A 14,459-nucleotide genomic window follows, 5' to 3' on the forward strand; every position below is an offset into this window, starting at 1 on the left:
TCCTGGGGGGCACCGGCCGTTTCGTATGGACGGTGGTGTTCAGACTGCCTGTCTCTTCAGTGAAGTCAGATGGGCGAAGACGACGACGTTGGCGGAGTAGCCGCTTTTCTCGTTGAAGCGTCCGCCGCATGTCATGAGTCTGAGTTCCGGGCGGCTGGTGGCCCCGTACACCTTGTCGTCCGGAAATTTGTCCTTTGTGTATGTCTTCACGTCGTCGACGGTGAAGACCGCGATGTGCCGGTCGGCCCGGGTGACCTTCACTGTGTCGCCCCGGCGCATCGCGTTGAGGTTGAGGAAGATCGCCGGTCCTGTGCGGGTGTCGCGATGTCCAACGAGCAGGGACGTGCCTGTTTCTCCGGGGGAGGGACCGTTGTGGTACCAGCCCACCAGCCCCGGCCGGTTCAGCGGAGGAGCATCGAGCCGGCCCTTCTTGTCGAGGCCGAGATCGGTGACCGGGGCTTCGATGAAGAGGGAGGGAACGGCGACTTTCACCGGCCGTGAGGGCCGTGGGGGCTGCTGTGACGGCGGGGCACCGCCGCCCGCGGCGTCATCCGCGCGGACGGCGGTGGCCGACGGTTCGTCGGAGGAGTCCGAACTCATCCAGACGATTCCGGTCAGCAGCGAGAAGGTCACGGACAGCGTCATGGTGAGACGGAACGCGCGGCTCGGTCCCCGCCGTCGCCGCTGTGGTGGCCGTCGGCTGTGGGAGTTATGCCTCGTTGCGGGCACGACGGCGTGCGGATCGGCGGACCATGACCAGTGCCGCGATTCCGGCCGCGCCGGCGGCCAGCGCGGTGGTGGTACCGACGCTCGAGTCGCTCTCGGCGCTGAGGTTCTCCATGTCCGGGACGCCGCCGCCCCCTGCGGGTACCGCACCGGACGGCTTGTGGTAGTCCGTCCCGAGGGTGGTCTCCGCCGGGCTCGGGCGGCTGTCGGTGCGCTGAGTGCAGTCGACCTTGAAACTCCTTTGCTTCGGGCCTGACGGGACGGTCCACACCAGCTGGTACGTGCCCTCCGGGAGCAGGTACCTGTCGCTGCTGGCCGAGCCGTTCACCAGCGGCAGTGTGCTGGCCAGGGTGTCGCCCGGAGGAACGGTCGGGGGCTGAGCGGTGATCGTCCAGGGGACCGCCGGGTACGACTCGAAGTTGGTGGCGACGAGGGTGAACGCGCAGACCTCGACCCCGTCTTCACCACGTGAGTGCCAGCCGGCCGAGCGCACGTCGAGGTCGCCACTGTCTCCGGGAACGGCGTGGGCGGCGGGTGCGCCGGCCAGGGTGGCTGCGGCGGTGGCGACTACGGCGGCCACCGTGGTGCCCGCACGGACGCTGCGGAGGCGGAGGGAAGCGGAAAGGCTCATGCTGGGCTCCTTCAAGCCGAGATGATTGTCGTACGGATCAGCTGAGCGCCATCAGATGCCATGCAGCTTCGGAAGGCTGTGCCGAAACACCGCAAAGTATCGCAATTGCCCTGATTAGCCGAGAGTGGCTTCGGCGTGAGCAGGCCGGACGCACATGAACGGCCCGTCCCGCGCACGGAAGGCGGCCCGCCCTCCTGCGGGGTGGCCGAGTCGCGTCGGACGCGCGAAGAGCCAGGCCGGCCGGGGGACCCGTGCGCCCGTGCAGCGGCTGGTGCTGCACCGGCTGCTGTTCCTGGTGAGGCGTTGTCACATTGGCTGGGCAGGGGGGGGTGTTCTTCGGGCTGGTCATGCGGGGAGGGGCCTGCCGTGGGGAGCGCATCGCCGCCGTACAGGCCCCCCGGTACCCGGCGGAGTTCATCTCCCACTGCGTGTGGCTGCACTTCCGCTTCCGCTCAGCTTCCGCGAGGTCGAGGAGAAGAGTTGATGCTCGCCCGCGGCGTGATCGTGTCCTACGAGAACGTCCGGCGGTGGTGCCAGAAGTTCGGGCAGACCTATGCCGACGGCCTACGCCGCCGTGTGGTTCTTCCGTCGGCTCTTGAGGGCCTGGAGTTATGCGCCGCGTGTGGCAGTCACCGACAAGCTCCGCTCCTACGGCGTGGCCCACCGCCAGGTCATGCCGAGGTGGAGCACCGCACCTCGAAGTACCTGAACAACCGGGCGGAGAACTCGCATCAGTCCACCCGGCAGCGCGAACGGGCGATGAAGTGAGGGCTTCGGCTCAGTCGGCGACGCACAAAGATTTCTGTCCGCCTTCAGCGGCGTCTCACTCTGATTCAGGCCACGCCGCCACTTGATAACTGCCGCTGGCCACTGTGCCGAGATGACTGTCCGCTTCGCGATCTGGGACCAGATCACCGGTGCTGCCGCCACGTCCACCGCGGCCTGGCCCGAAACCGCCACCCGGCCTCACCGCACCCTGACACTTCGTCAGCAGGCCATACCCCCGCCAACTGACAACGCCTCTCCGGGACCCAGGGGAGGAAGCCGCTCATCAGCCGGGCGGCGCTTTCGGGAAGCACGGGGCCGTCGGTGGTCAGCATGACCTCGGTGTGGCCCGCGCCGTTGGCGATGCCCAGTGCCGTGACGACGCGGAGTGCGTACGGTCGACCGTCTCCACGGTGGCGGCCGGGTCCTCCCAGTGGCCGGTCGTCAGGTCCGGGGACCGCAGCAGCACCTCGCCGTCCCGTAGCTCGAACTCCGGTTCCGGCAGCGGAAGGCCGACGGGCGGGGTGTGTTCCACGTACTGCCGTGCAAACTCGCAATCACCCAGCGACGGCATCACGAAGCTGAAGTTGACCGCCTCCGTCATGCCGTACCTCTGGCGCAGCCGAGGGGCGTAGAGCCGGTAGAAATCGGCGGCCAGGTCGCTGGAGAACGGCGTGGCTGAGGTTCCCCCGCTGAGCGGGAGTGGCTGACTAGCTGGTCAGGATGGGTTGAGGTGGTTTCAGGTTCACTGGTTCGGCTGCTGCCTGGTTGGCGTAGTGCTTCTCCTCGTACTCGATGGGGCTGAGGCAGCCGAGTCGTTTCTGGATGCGGCGGGGGTTGTAGAAGCCGTCGAGGTACTCGAAGAGCGCGAGATTCGCCTCGGCTCTGGTGTCGAAGGTCCGGCCGCGGATGCACTCCGTCTTGATCAGCATCCACAGGTTCTCCGCCAGGGCATTGACGCTCCTATAGCTGTCAACTCGTTGCGGGGATCGTCTGTGGAGCGGGTCGAATCAGGTGGTAGACCTCGCGGATGACGTAGCGCTTGAGGCAGCGGACGATCTCGCGTCTCGGCAGTGCGGCGGACGACGTAGGCGATCGTAGGTTGATGGAACCGCATGCGGACGATGACGGTGCGACAGATCGCGGCGTTGAGTTGGCGGTGGCCGCCGCGGTTGACGCGGTGCCTGCCGCTGGTCATGCCGGAGCCGGTGGGTACGGGAGCGATGCCTGCGAGCTTGGCGAGGGCGGCTTCGGACTTGAGGCGTTCGGGGTTGTCGCCGGCCACGACGAGGATCTCCGCGGCTGTGTCCACGCCGGTACCGAAGGGTTCGAGCAGTTGCGGGGCGGCGCGGTGAACCAGATCAGCGATCATTTTCGTCAGGTCCTTGGCCTCGGCGTCGAGTGCCGCATCAGGCAACGCCCGCCTCGCACTTGGGGACGGGGTTCACGCCGTGGGCCTGGCGGTGTCTGCCAGAATCGGCGGATGCTGAGCATCGGAACGATCGTGATGGGGGCCGCTGATGTGCGGCGGGCCGCAGAATTCTGGAGTCGGGCACTGGGCTACGTCCCTCGCGATGGTGAGGTGAAGGACGACTGGGCGGTGCTGGTGCCGGCCGACGGCTCCGGTGCCGCACTGGCCCTCGACCTCAGTACGACGCCCGTGCAGGAGCACCCGAGAATCCACCTCGACCTCTATGCAGGCGACGCCGCCGATCAGGAGGCCGAAGTGGCGCGACTGATTTCCCTGGGTGCTGAACGCGTCGACTGGGACTTCTATCCGGACGACGCCGACTTCGTCGTGCTCGCCGATCCCGAGGGCAACCGCTTCTGCGTCATCGACGCGAGTCACAGCTGACGGACACGGGGCTCGGATGGCGGAAGCACGGTCGCCGCCGTCGTCACCGGGTTCCCCTTCCCATGAGTACGGGGGCTGTTCTATGCCGTCTCCCGATACGCCGCCGCCTCCTCCAGGTCCAGCCGCCGCAGCAGGGTACGCAGCATCTCGTCGTCGAGGTAGCGGGCGTCGCGGAGTCTGACGAACACGTCACGCTCCGCACTGATCATCTCCCCCGACAGCCGCCGGTAGGTGTCGTCCACGGACTCCCCGGTGACCGGGTTGGCCTGGCCCAGACGTTCCCAGACGGCGTTGCGGCGGCGCTCCAGGACGGTGCGCAGACGGTCGGCGAGCGGGGCCGGAAGAGCGTTGCGCTCGTCGGACAGGAGCTCGTCCAGCCGCTGCTCGGCGACCCGCGAGGCCTGCGCCTGGGCGTTGGCCTCCGCGAGGGTCTCGGCCTGGATGTCGCGCCCGGGGATCTTCAGCAGATGGATCAGCGGGGGCAGCGTCAGACCCTGCACCACCAGCGTGCCGATGACCGTGGTGAAGGTCAGGAAGAGCAGCAGGTTGCGCTGCGGGAAGTCGGCGCCGCCGGCGGTGAGCGGAATCGAGAAGGCGATGGCCAGCGAGACCACGCCGCGCATGCCGGCCCATGCGATGACGAACGGCGACTTCCAGCCGGGTCTCCCCTCGCGTTCCCGGATCCGCGCCGACAGCAGCAGTGGCAGAAAGGTCGCCGGGTACACCCACACGAACCGCGCGACGACGACCACCGCGAAGACGGCCAGCGCGTACCAGGCGGCCTCGGCGCCCGCGTACTCCCCGAGCCCCCCGAGGACGATCGGCAGTTGCAGTCCGATGAGCGCGAACACCGCGGCCTCCAGGATGAACGCGACCATCTTCCACACCGCCTCCTCCTGGAGCCGGGTGGCGAAATCGACCTCCCACGCGCGGTGTCCCAGATAGAGCGCGACGACCACGACCGCGATGACCCCGGAGGCGTGCACCTGCTCGGCGGCGGCGTAGGCGACGAACGGGATCAGCAGGGAGAGCGTGTTCTGCAGCAGCGCCTCCTTCACATGGGTGCGCAGCCAGTGCAGCGGAACCATCAACACCAGACCGAACGCGAGGCCGCCGAACGCCGCGAGCAGGAACTCGCCGATCCCCCCGGCCCAGGTCGCGCCCTCGCCGACGGCCGCCGCCACGGCCACCCGGAACGCGGTGATCGCGGTGGCGTCGTTCAGCAGGGACTCGCCCTGGAGGATCGTGGTGATCCGGGACGGCAGTCCGACCCGGCGCGCCACCGCCGTCGCCGCGACCGCGTCCGGCGGGGCCACCACGGCACCGAACACCAGAGCCGCGGTGAGCGACAGGCCCGGCACGAGCAGGTACAGGGCCCAGCCGACGACGAAGGTCGTGAACAGTACGTACCCCACCGACAGCAGCGCGACCGGTCGCAGCTGCGCCCGCAGACCGAGGTAGGAGCTGTCGGTGGCAGCCGTGTACAGCAGCGGGGGCAGGATGAGCGGAAGCACGACGTGCGGGTCGAGCGTGTAGACGGGCACGCCGGGGACGTAGCTGACCGCGAGACCGGCGGCGACCACCAGCAGCGGGGCCGGCACCCGAGTGCGTCTGGCGGCGGCGGAGATCGCGGCACTGCCCGCCACCAGCAACAACAGCGGCATCACGTCCATCTCGTGCCCACCCCCGAATCTCCGCGCAGTGATCCGTGCAACCGTCGTAACCTGGCCATCATGAAACAGTGCACGCACGCCGGCGCGCTGCCGCTCCCGGAACCCGTCCCACTCACCGAAACGTGTCCGGAGTGTCTGCGGGACGGCACGGATCCGGTGCAGTTGCGCCTGTGTCTCAGCTGCGGTCACGTCGGCTGCTGCGACTCCTCGCTGGGACGGCACGCGACGGGGCACCACCGAAAAACGGGCCACCCCGTGATGCGGACCCATGAGCCTGGAGAGAACTGGCGCTGGTGCTTCGTCGATCACGTACTCGTGTGACCGGACGGGACCCGGGTGCCGGACGGTTCGACCGTCTGACGTCTGAGTATGAGGGGCCCCGGAGATCCCGGAAAGCCAGGACGTGCGTGCACGGCGGTACGAGGCCGGGCCCATCCCCCCGAGGCGGTCAAAAGGGTGAGGAAAGCGGGGGAGGACGGGACCGCTGTGCGGGTCCCGTCCTCCGGGGTGCGGCCCGGTACGGCCGGTGTGCGGGTCAGACCGGGACGGGGGTCTCGTCGCGCGTCTCCGCGGCCAGCTGCCGGTTCAGCTTCTCACCCTCGATGTCGAGGTCGGGCAGAGCCTTGTCGACGGGCTTGGGCAGCCACCAGGCGGCACGGCCGAGCAGCGACATCACCGCCGGGACCAGCGCCATGCGGACGACGAAGGCGTCGATGACCACACCGACGGCGAGGGCGAACCCGATGGATTTGATGATCGGGTCGTCCATCAGGACGAAGCCTCCGAACACGGACGTCATGATGAGCGCGGCGGCCGTGACGACGCGGGCGTTGTGGCCCATGCCGCTGACCATGGCCGCCTGCGGGTCGGCGCCGTGGACGAAGTCCTCGCGCATGCGGGAGACGAGGAAGACCTCGTAATCCATGGCGAGGCCGAACAGGATGCCGATGAGCAGGATCGGCAGGAAGCTCACCAGCGGGCCGGGGGTGTCGACGCCCACCAGGCCGGCGAGGTGACCCTCCTGGAAGATGGCGACGGTGATGCCGAAGGTCGCGCCCACGGTGAGCAGGAAGCCCAGGGCTGCCTTCAGCGGCACCAGGACCGACCGGAAGACCAGCATGAGCAGCAGGATGGACAGGCCCACCACCAGGAGCAGATATACCGGCAGGGCGTCGGCGAGCTTCTCCGAGACGTCGATGCCCAGGGCGGTCGCGCCGGTGAGGGCGATGTCGGCGCCCTCGATGTCCGCGACCCGGTCGCGGATGTCGTGGACGGCGTCCTCGGTGACGGCGGCGGTCGGGCCGGCCTCGGGGACGATGGCCAGCAGGGCGGTGGTGCCCTGCTCGTTCAGCTGCGGCGGAGCCACGGTCAGGATGCCGTCGGTGTCCTTGATGAGGGCGGTGGCCTTCTCGGCGGCCGCTCCGGTGGACTGCGCGTCCTCACCGTTGACGACGGCGATGAGACGGCCGTTGAAGCCCTCGCCGAAGCCCTCGGACGTCAGGTCGTACGCCTCGCGTGCGGGGGAGCCTTCGGCGGCGGTGCCCGCGTCCGGCAGGGCTATGCGCATGTCCTGGGCCGGGAGGGTGAGCGCGCCCAGCCCGAGGATGCCGACGACCAGGAGCGGGATGCGCAGCTTGGTGACGAGCCGGCCCCAGGTGAAGCCGAAGCCCTCGGCGACGATGCCGTCCTGGGCGGTGTACCCGCCCGGATGGCGCTGCTTGCGCGGCAGGATCTTCTTGCCGGCGAAGGAGAGGAAGGCCGGCAGCAGGGTGAGGGCGACCAGCACGGCGACGGCAACGGTGCCCGCCGCGGCCAGGCCCATCACGCTCAGGAAGGGGATGCCGACGACGGAGAGGCCGGCCAGGGCGATGACGACGGTGGCACCGGCGAAGACGACGGCGGAGCCGGCGGTGCCGGTCGCCCGGCCGGCGGCCTCCTCGGGCTGGAGGCCCTCGGCGAGGTACTGGCGGTAGCGGGAGGTGATGAAGAGCGAGTAGTCGATGCCGACGGCCAGGCCCAGCATCAGCGCCAGGACGGGGGCGGTGGAGGTCAGTTCGATGACACCGGTCAGGGAGAAGAGGCCGGCCATGCCGACCGCGACGCCGATCAGCGCGTTCAGCAGGGTCATGCCGGCGGCGACCAGCGAGCCGAAGGTGACGACCAGGACCACCGCGGCGACCAGGACGCCGAGCGCCTCGGTGGAGCCGATCTCCACCTCACCGCCCATGACCTCGCCGCCGTGCTCGACCCGCAGGCCCTCGACGTCGGCGCCGACGGCCTCGTAGGCCGATTTCTGCTCGTCGGTGACCTCGTCGGTGGCCTTGTCGAACTGCACCTGGATCAGGGCGTAGCGGCCGTCCTGGGAGACGGAGCCGGTCTGGAACGGCTCCATGACGGCGGTGACGCCGTCGATCCCGGAGGCTTCCTTCACCACGGGTGCCACCGCGGCGGGGTCCAGCTTCTCGCCCTCGGGCGCGGCGACGACGATGGTGCCGGTGGCTCCGCCGGCCTGCGGGAACTGCCGTTCGAGGTCGTCCAGTGCCTGCTGGGACTCGGTGCCCGGCATGGAGAACTTGTCGCTGGTCGGGCCCATCAGGGTGGCGGCTCCGACACCCAGCAGGGTCAGCAGGAGCAGCCAGACCGCGGCTATTCGGCCTCTTCTGCGGAAGGAGAACCGCCCGAGCCGGTACAGCAAGGTCGCCATGGAGGAGGGGTCTTTCCGTTAGGGGGTCAACTGGGGGTGTGGTCAAGCGTCCGCAGCGCACTGCGAATCATTTCGGCGCGCAGCACCTCATCCGGCGCCACCTCGTCATCGGTGGCACTGGTGATGAAGACGGCACCCAGCACCATCCACGCCGCCACCCGGGCCGGTGCCTGCTGCGAACGGCCGGCCAGCGCGTCCAGCAGCCCGTTCGCCAGCTCCATGACATTGAGGTCCTGGTGGCAGGACATCTCGGCGATGTCCTCGAAGAGAAGCCGGATCTCGCGGCGGAACCGCAGCGTCAGGTCGACGTATCCGACGACGGCCTCCTCCACCAGCCGACCGCCCTCCAGCCCGGCCACGCGGTCGAGCAGCGTGGCGAGGGCGTCCTGGGCCGGGGTCAGCAGCTCGGTGAGGATCTTTTCCTTGCCGGCGAAGTGGTAGAGGAGTGACGCCTTCGAGCAGCCCGCGTCGGAGGCGATGTCCTGCAACGAGGTGCCGCGGAAGCCGTGCACGGCGAACAGTCGCAGTGCCGACTCCAGGATCTGACCGCGCATGGCGGAGACGGAGCGTGCCATGCCCCAACCGTAACTGTCCGATCGGTCAGAACTGACCGATCGGACAGCATGTCGTTGTGGCTTGCATCACTCTTCCTGTCCGAGGCTCGCACGGGGCGGTCGCGGCCGACTTCATCGCCTCGCGCACGGACGCGCCGGTCCTCGGAGAGTGTGGCGCTGCGGGGCATCTCGCCGCGTCAGCACCCGCAGGCCGGCGTCACCGTCGGCAACGCCTGGCGCGAGGCCGTCCTCATGCGCGCCGTCATCCGGCTGCGCCCGCTCCCGGCCGGCAATGCGCTGTACGGTGCCGTGATCGTTGTGCCGTACATGGGCGCCGGGGGAGGCCGTCGGCCCGCCGTACGGTGCGCTGGTCCCGCTGCACCGACACCTGAGGGGCCTCGCGTTTTTCGGACAGGACTCTGACCGATTAATTCAGACGGTGAGTCGCAGACCTTCGAATTCGGCGTGAACTTCGCGTGGTGGAAGGTAATCGACCGACCCTCAAGATCTCCGGCTGTAGTACCTGAAGCCATGCGCTCTTGAATCCTGGAACTTGTAGTCCCGGAAATTGATGAAGGCGCTTGCCTCGTGCGTGAGCTTGTTCTCCGTAGCGCCACAGCTTGGGAGCTGGACAAGACACACCCCGCGGACCCATCGGACAGGCCCTGGTGAACTGCCTCGGCGCCTGGGAAAGCAGATCGGTAATGCTGCCAGCCGGACTCCGGCTGGCAGGCGACGCTGGACCGCCTGGCCGCGCTGAATTCGCAGGAGCTCGCCTGGATCCGCATGGGCGAACTCGTCCCAGGGCGAATTGCAGAGGCTGGCAAGTACCTTGAGCTGCACCCTTTGGTGATTGAGGGCGCGGTGTCCTTCGTCCACGGGGAGATGCACTTCTCCCGCACGAGGCCACCGGTCAGTCCGAGCAGCCCAGCGACTTCGTCCGGACGGCAACGGGCGGCGATGGGCAAGATCCAACATCCGATACCCCGCGAGCTTTGTCCCGATCAAGGAGAAAGTCGAGAGATCTCTCGCGAAAGGGGTTACGCACCGGAACCAAGGCCGCTAACTTCCTTGAATCGAACTGTTCATGCACCTGAAGCCTGGCTCGACGGCGCGACGGCGCGCGCCGGTGCTCCCCTCGACAGGACTGATCATGTCCTGTTGTCTACCCCACACCTCGGGAGACGTCCGTGCGCACAAAACTGCTCAGACCCAGACTCGTCCGCTCGTTAGTGCTGGCGGTGGTGTGTGCCACCGGCTGCCTGATACCGGGAACAGCGGCTGCCGCACCGCCGGACCCGGCCGACGGCCCCAGGGCAGCGGTCGCGGAGTTCCAGCAGGTCACGCTCGCCAAGGGGGTGACTGAAACGGGCGAGCCCATGACCCTGACCGTGCTGCCGGACCGTTCGGTACTGCACACCTCGCGCGACGGCACCGTCCGGCTCACGGACGGAGCCGGAAACACGAAGGTGGCGGGCAAACTCGACGTCTACAGCCATGACGAGGAAGGCATGCAAGGCGTCGCGGTGGACCCGGCCTTCGCCTCCAACCGCTTCGTCTACCTGTACTACGCCCCCAAGCTGAGCACTTCGAGCGGTGACGCCCCCTCCGACGGATCGGCCTCCGACTTCACGCCGTTCGACGGTGTCAACCGGGTCTCCCGGTTCGTCCTGAAGACCGACGGCACCCTGGATCCAACCAGCGAGAAAAAGATCCTCGACGTTCCGGCGTCCCGCGGCATCTGCTGTCACGTCGGCGGCGACATCGACTTCGACGCGGCGGGCAACCTCTACCTGTCGACCGGCGACGACACCAACCCGTTCGCCTCCGACGGCTACACCCCGATCGACGAGCGTGCGACCCGCAACCCCGCCTACGACGCCCAGCGTTCCTCCGGCAACACTGATGACCTGCGCGGAAAAGTCCTGCGCATCAAGGTCAACGCCGACGGAACGTACTCGATACCCAGTGGCAACCTCTTCCCGCCCGGTACCGCCAAGACCCGGCCCGAGATCTACGCGATGGGCTTTCGTAATCCGTTCCGGATGAGCGTCGACAAGGCCACAGGCACCGTCTACCTCGGCGACTATGGTCCCGACTCAGGGACCGCGAAGCCCGATCGCGGGCCCGAGGGCCAGGTCGAGTTCAACCGCATCACCAAGGCGGGCAACTACGGCTGGCCATACTGCACCGGCAAGAACGACGCCTACACCGATTACAACTTCGCCACCGGAACTCCGGGCACCACCTTCGACTGCTCGGCACCCAAGAACACCTCGCCGCGCAATACCGGCCTGACCGACCTGCCGCCTGCCCAACCCGCCTGGATCCCCTACAACGGCACCTCCGTACCGGAGTTCGGCGGCGGCTCCGAGTCCCCCATGGGCGGCCCCGTCTACCGCTACGACGCCGGCTCGACCTCCGAGGTCAAGTTCCCGCAGGAGTTCGACGGCGACTTCTTCGCCGGCGAGTTCGGCCGCCGCTGGATCAAGCGCATCGAAGCGGCCGGCGACGGCACCGTGCAGTCCATCAACCCCTTCCCCTGGAGCGGCACCCAGGTGATGGACATGGCTTTCGGCCCGGACGGCGCTCTTTACGTCCTCGACTACGGCACCGGCTACTTCAACGGCGATGAAAACTCCGCCCTGTACCGCATCGAACACGTCACCGGCGGCCGCGCCCCGATCGCGCAGGCCAAGGCGAACGTCACCTCCGGCAAGGCACCTCTGACCGTCTCCTTCTCCTCGGCCGGCAGCTCGGACCCGGACGGAGACGCCCTCGGCTACTCCTGGGCCTTCGGCGACGGCGCGACCTCCACCGCCGCCAACCCCTCCCACGCCTACTCGGCCAACGGTCAGTACACGGCCACACTGAGGGTCACGGACACCACCGGCAAGACTGCTACGGCGTCCGTGCAGATCACCGTCGGGAACACCGCCCCCACAGTGAGGATCGACCTACCTGCGGACGGACGCATCTACGACTTCGGCGCCGCGATCCCGTTCGCAGTGACGGTGACCGACCCTGAGGACGGCACCGTCGACTGCTCCAAGGTGAAGGTCTCGTTCATCGTCGGGCACGACAGCCACGGCCACCCGCAGACTTCGGCCACCGGCTGCACCGGCACGCTGCAGACCCTGGCCGACGGCGAACATGACCCCAACGCCAACATCTTCGGCGTCATCGACGCCGAGTACACCGACAAGGGCGCGAACGGCCAGCCCGCGCTGACCACACACGACCAGCACATCATCCAGCCCACCCACCGGCAGGCCGAGCACTACGGCGACTCCGCCGGTGTCCAGGTCGTCAACCACAGCCCTGCCCATGGCGGCAAGACCGTCGGCCACATCGACAACGGCGACTGGATCTCCTTCGCCCCGTACGCCCTCGACAACGCCACCAAGTTCACCGCCCGGGTCTCCTCCGCAGGCGCGGGCGGCACCATCGAGGTACGCGCCGGGTCCCCGACCGGCGCCGTGCTCGGCACGGCGACCGTGCCGGTGACCGGCGGCTGGGAGGTCTTCCAGGACGTGACCACTGACCTGTCCCATCAGCCCGCCGGTTCCACGACGCTGTTCCTGGTCTTCAAGGGTGGCACCGGCTCGCTGTTCGATGTCGACGAGTACTCCTTCACCACCTCCGGCAGCGGAACTTGGTCGGGTTCGGTCAAGGGAGTCAACGGTAAGTGCCTGGATGTGGACGGTGGCGGCAGTGCGGACGGCACGAAGGTCCAGCTGTGGACCTGTAACGGAACCGGCGCCCAGACGTGGACCCTGGCCGGCGACGGTACCTTCCGGGCCCTGGGTAGATGCCTCGACGTCTCCGGCGGTGCGAGCGCCGATGGCACCAAGGTTCAACTCTGGACCTGCAACGGAACCGGCGCGCAGAGATGGGCACCCCAGCCCGACGGCACCGTCCGCAACTCCCAGTCCGCCAAATGCCTCGACGCATCCGGCGGCACCTGGAACGACGGCACCCCCGTCCACCTGTGGACCTGCCACACCGGATCCAACCAGAAATGGACTCTTCCGTAGGAAGGAGGCGACCGTATATGCGCACTCGACTCAAGGCGGCTCTCGGCCTGTTCGCAGGCATTGCGCTCTGTATGACACCACAGGCCATGGCCGTGCCCGGTGTCGGTGACCAGCCGACCAGCGTGTCCTCAAAGGAGGAGGCGGCCCCACGCCCCGCGCCCGGTCTGGCTGTCGATCCCGCCTACGAGATCCTGGTCTTCTCCAGGACCGCCGGCTTCCGGCACTCCTCCATCGACGACGGCATCGCGGCACTGCGGGCCCTTGGTACGGCCAACAACTTCACCGTGGACGCGTCCGAAGACCCCCAGGTCTTCACCACCGGAAATCTCGCCCAGTACGAGGCGGTCGTCTTCCTCTCCACGACCGGCGACGTGCTCGGCGACGCACAACAGGCCACCTTCGAGCAGTACATCAAGGAGGGTGGCGGGTACGTCGGCATCCACGCGGCGGCCGACACCGAGTACGACTGGCCCTTCTACGAGGGGCTGGCCGGCGCCCTCTTCCACTCCCACCCGGCCATCCAGTCCGCCACCGTCGAGGTCGAGGACCGCGCCCACGACGCCACCGCCCATCTCGGCACGACCTGGCAGCGCACCGACGAGTGGTACAACTACCGCACCAACCCCCGTACCACCGCCCATGTGCTGGCCTCCCTCGACGAGTCCAGCTACTCGGGCGGGAACATGTCCGGCGACCACCCGATCGCCTGGTGCAAGGACTACCAGGGCGGCCGGGCCTTCTACACCGGCGGCGGCCACACCGACGAGTCCTACGCCGACCCCGCGTTCCGCCGGCATCTCCTCGGCGGCATCCGCTGGGCGGCCGGCATGACCGAGGCGGACTGCCGCCCCGAGACCGGCTACACGCCCCTGTTCGACGGCTCCGCCACGACCGGCTGGAAACAGGCCGGTCCCGGAGGGTTCACCCTCGCCGACAGCACTCTCACCTCGTACGGCGGGCTCGGGATGCTCTGGTACTCCGCCAAGGAGTTCACCGGCGACTACTCCCTCAAGCTCGACTGGAAAGCCGCCGGCGATGACAACTCGGGCGTCTTCATCGGCTTCCCCGCCTCCGACGACCCCTGGTCTGCGGTGAACAACGGCTACGAAATTCAGATCGACGCGACCGATGCGGCCGACCGCACCACGGGCGCCGTGTACGGGTTCAAGTCCGCCGACAACACCGCACGGGACGCCGCACTGAACCCGCCCGGCGAGTGGAACACCTACGAGCTCCGTGTCACCGGAGAGCGACTGGAGATCTTCCTCAACGGGCGCAAGATCAACGATTTCACCAATACCGACCCCGCGCGCAGCCTCCAGCAGGGCCACATCGGCATCCAGAACCACGGCGACGGCGACGACGTCGCGTTCCGCAACGTCCGGATCAAGACATCGGGCGACACGCAGCCGGGCCCCCGGTCGGGTTCGGTCAAGGGAGTCAACGGTAAGTGCCTGGATGTGGACGGTGGCGGCAGTGCGGACGGCACGAAGGTCCAGCTGTGGACCTGTAAC

At 68.2% G+C, this 14,459-nt stretch carries 12 protein-coding genes and 1 pseudogene; 5 read left to right on the forward strand and 8 right to left on the reverse strand.

Going from position 1 to position 14,459, the window contains the following annotated elements; all coding sequences use genetic code 11:
• Positions 1-39 precede the first annotated feature (39 nt).
• On the reverse strand, positions 40-645 hold the full coding sequence (locus ACFYQA_RS35610; RefSeq protein ID WP_388927035.1) for a class F sortase: 606 nt from the start codon (positions 643-645) through the stop codon (positions 40-42).
• A 64-nt stretch (positions 646-709) separates the two neighbouring features.
• Positions 710-1,357 (reverse strand): hypothetical protein, encoded by a 648-nt coding sequence (locus ACFYQA_RS35615; protein ID WP_388927038.1) that lies wholly within the window; start codon positions 1,355-1,357, stop codon positions 710-712.
• 347 nt (positions 1,358-1,704) lie between these two features.
• Here ACFYQA_RS35615 and ACFYQA_RS35620 point away from each other — a divergent pair.
• Positions 1,705-2,300 (forward strand): annotated as a pseudogene (locus tag ACFYQA_RS35620) (transposase); the annotation flags it as partial.
• 150 nt (positions 2,301-2,450) lie between these two features.
• Here ACFYQA_RS35620 and ACFYQA_RS35625 read toward each other — a convergent pair.
• The 3 genes from ACFYQA_RS35625 to ACFYQA_RS35635 all read right to left on the reverse strand — a co-directional run bounded on the left by ACFYQA_RS35625 (position 2,451) and on the right by ACFYQA_RS35635 (position 3,494).
• The gene (locus ACFYQA_RS35625; RefSeq protein ID WP_388927041.1) at positions 2,451-2,726 is read right to left on the reverse strand and encodes a hypothetical protein; all 276 of its coding nucleotides are present in this window, start codon (positions 2,724-2,726) and stop codon (positions 2,451-2,453) included.
• Positions 2,727-2,832: 106 nt separating this feature from the next.
• Positions 2,833-3,054 carry an IS3 family transposase gene (locus ACFYQA_RS35630; protein ID WP_388927044.1) on the reverse strand — a complete coding sequence of 74 codons (222 nt, stop codon included), beginning with the start codon at positions 3,052-3,054 and terminating at the stop codon, positions 2,833-2,835.
• Positions 3,048-3,494 carry an IS110 family transposase gene (locus tag ACFYQA_RS35635; RefSeq protein WP_388927047.1) on the reverse strand — a complete coding sequence of 149 codons (447 nt, stop codon included), beginning with the start codon at positions 3,492-3,494 and terminating at the stop codon, positions 3,048-3,050. Before ACFYQA_RS35635 ends, ACFYQA_RS35630 begins: the two co-directional genes overlap by 7 nt.
• 111 nt (positions 3,495-3,605) lie before the next feature.
• Between ACFYQA_RS35635 and ACFYQA_RS35640 the strand changes: the two genes are divergently transcribed.
• Positions 3,606-3,977: a VOC family protein gene (locus tag ACFYQA_RS35640; protein WP_388927050.1), complete on the forward strand. Its 372-nt coding sequence runs from the start codon at positions 3,606-3,608 to the stop codon at positions 3,975-3,977.
• A gap of 80 nt (positions 3,978-4,057) precedes the next feature.
• Here ACFYQA_RS35640 and ACFYQA_RS35645 read toward each other — a convergent pair whose 3' ends face one another.
• Positions 4,058-5,650: a Na+/H+ antiporter gene (locus tag ACFYQA_RS35645; RefSeq protein ID WP_388927053.1), complete on the reverse strand. Its 1,593-nt coding sequence runs from the start codon at positions 5,648-5,650 to the stop codon at positions 4,058-4,060.
• A 60-nt stretch (positions 5,651-5,710) separates the two neighbouring features.
• Between ACFYQA_RS35645 and ACFYQA_RS35650 the strand changes: the two genes are divergently transcribed.
• Positions 5,711-5,971, forward strand: a complete 261-nt coding sequence (locus tag ACFYQA_RS35650) for a UBP-type zinc finger domain-containing protein (protein ID WP_388927056.1) — start codon at positions 5,711-5,713, stop codon at positions 5,969-5,971.
• A gap of 214 nt (positions 5,972-6,185) precedes the next feature.
• Here ACFYQA_RS35650 and ACFYQA_RS35655 read toward each other — a convergent pair whose 3' ends face one another.
• Together ACFYQA_RS35655 and ACFYQA_RS35660 are read right to left on the reverse strand one after the other, a co-directional pair.
• Positions 6,186-8,354, reverse strand: coding sequence for an MMPL family transporter (locus ACFYQA_RS35655; RefSeq protein ID WP_388927058.1), 2,169 nt, complete (start codon positions 8,352-8,354; stop codon positions 6,186-6,188).
• A 26-nt stretch (positions 8,355-8,380) separates the two neighbouring features.
• Positions 8,381-8,929: a TetR/AcrR family transcriptional regulator gene (locus tag ACFYQA_RS35660; protein ID WP_388927061.1), complete on the reverse strand. Its 549-nt coding sequence runs from the start codon at positions 8,927-8,929 to the stop codon at positions 8,381-8,383.
• 1,169 nt (positions 8,930-10,098) lie between these two features.
• On the opposite strand from ACFYQA_RS35660, the gene ACFYQA_RS35665 reads away from it, so the two are divergent.
• Both ACFYQA_RS35665 and ACFYQA_RS35670 read left to right on the forward strand, forming a co-directional pair.
• Positions 10,099-12,945, forward strand: coding sequence for a PQQ-dependent sugar dehydrogenase (locus tag ACFYQA_RS35665; protein WP_388927064.1), 2,847 nt, complete (start codon positions 10,099-10,101; stop codon positions 12,943-12,945).
• Positions 12,946-12,962: 17 nt separating this feature from the next.
• Positions 12,963-14,459, forward strand: a 1,497-nt coding sequence (locus tag ACFYQA_RS35670; RefSeq protein WP_388927067.1) for a ThuA domain-containing protein, incomplete at its 3' end; no start/stop codon positions are given.

The organism is Streptomyces sp. NPDC005774 (assembly GCF_042871645.1).
Taxonomy (GTDB): Bacteria; Actinomycetota; Actinomycetes; order Streptomycetales; family Streptomycetaceae; genus Streptomyces; species Streptomyces pratens.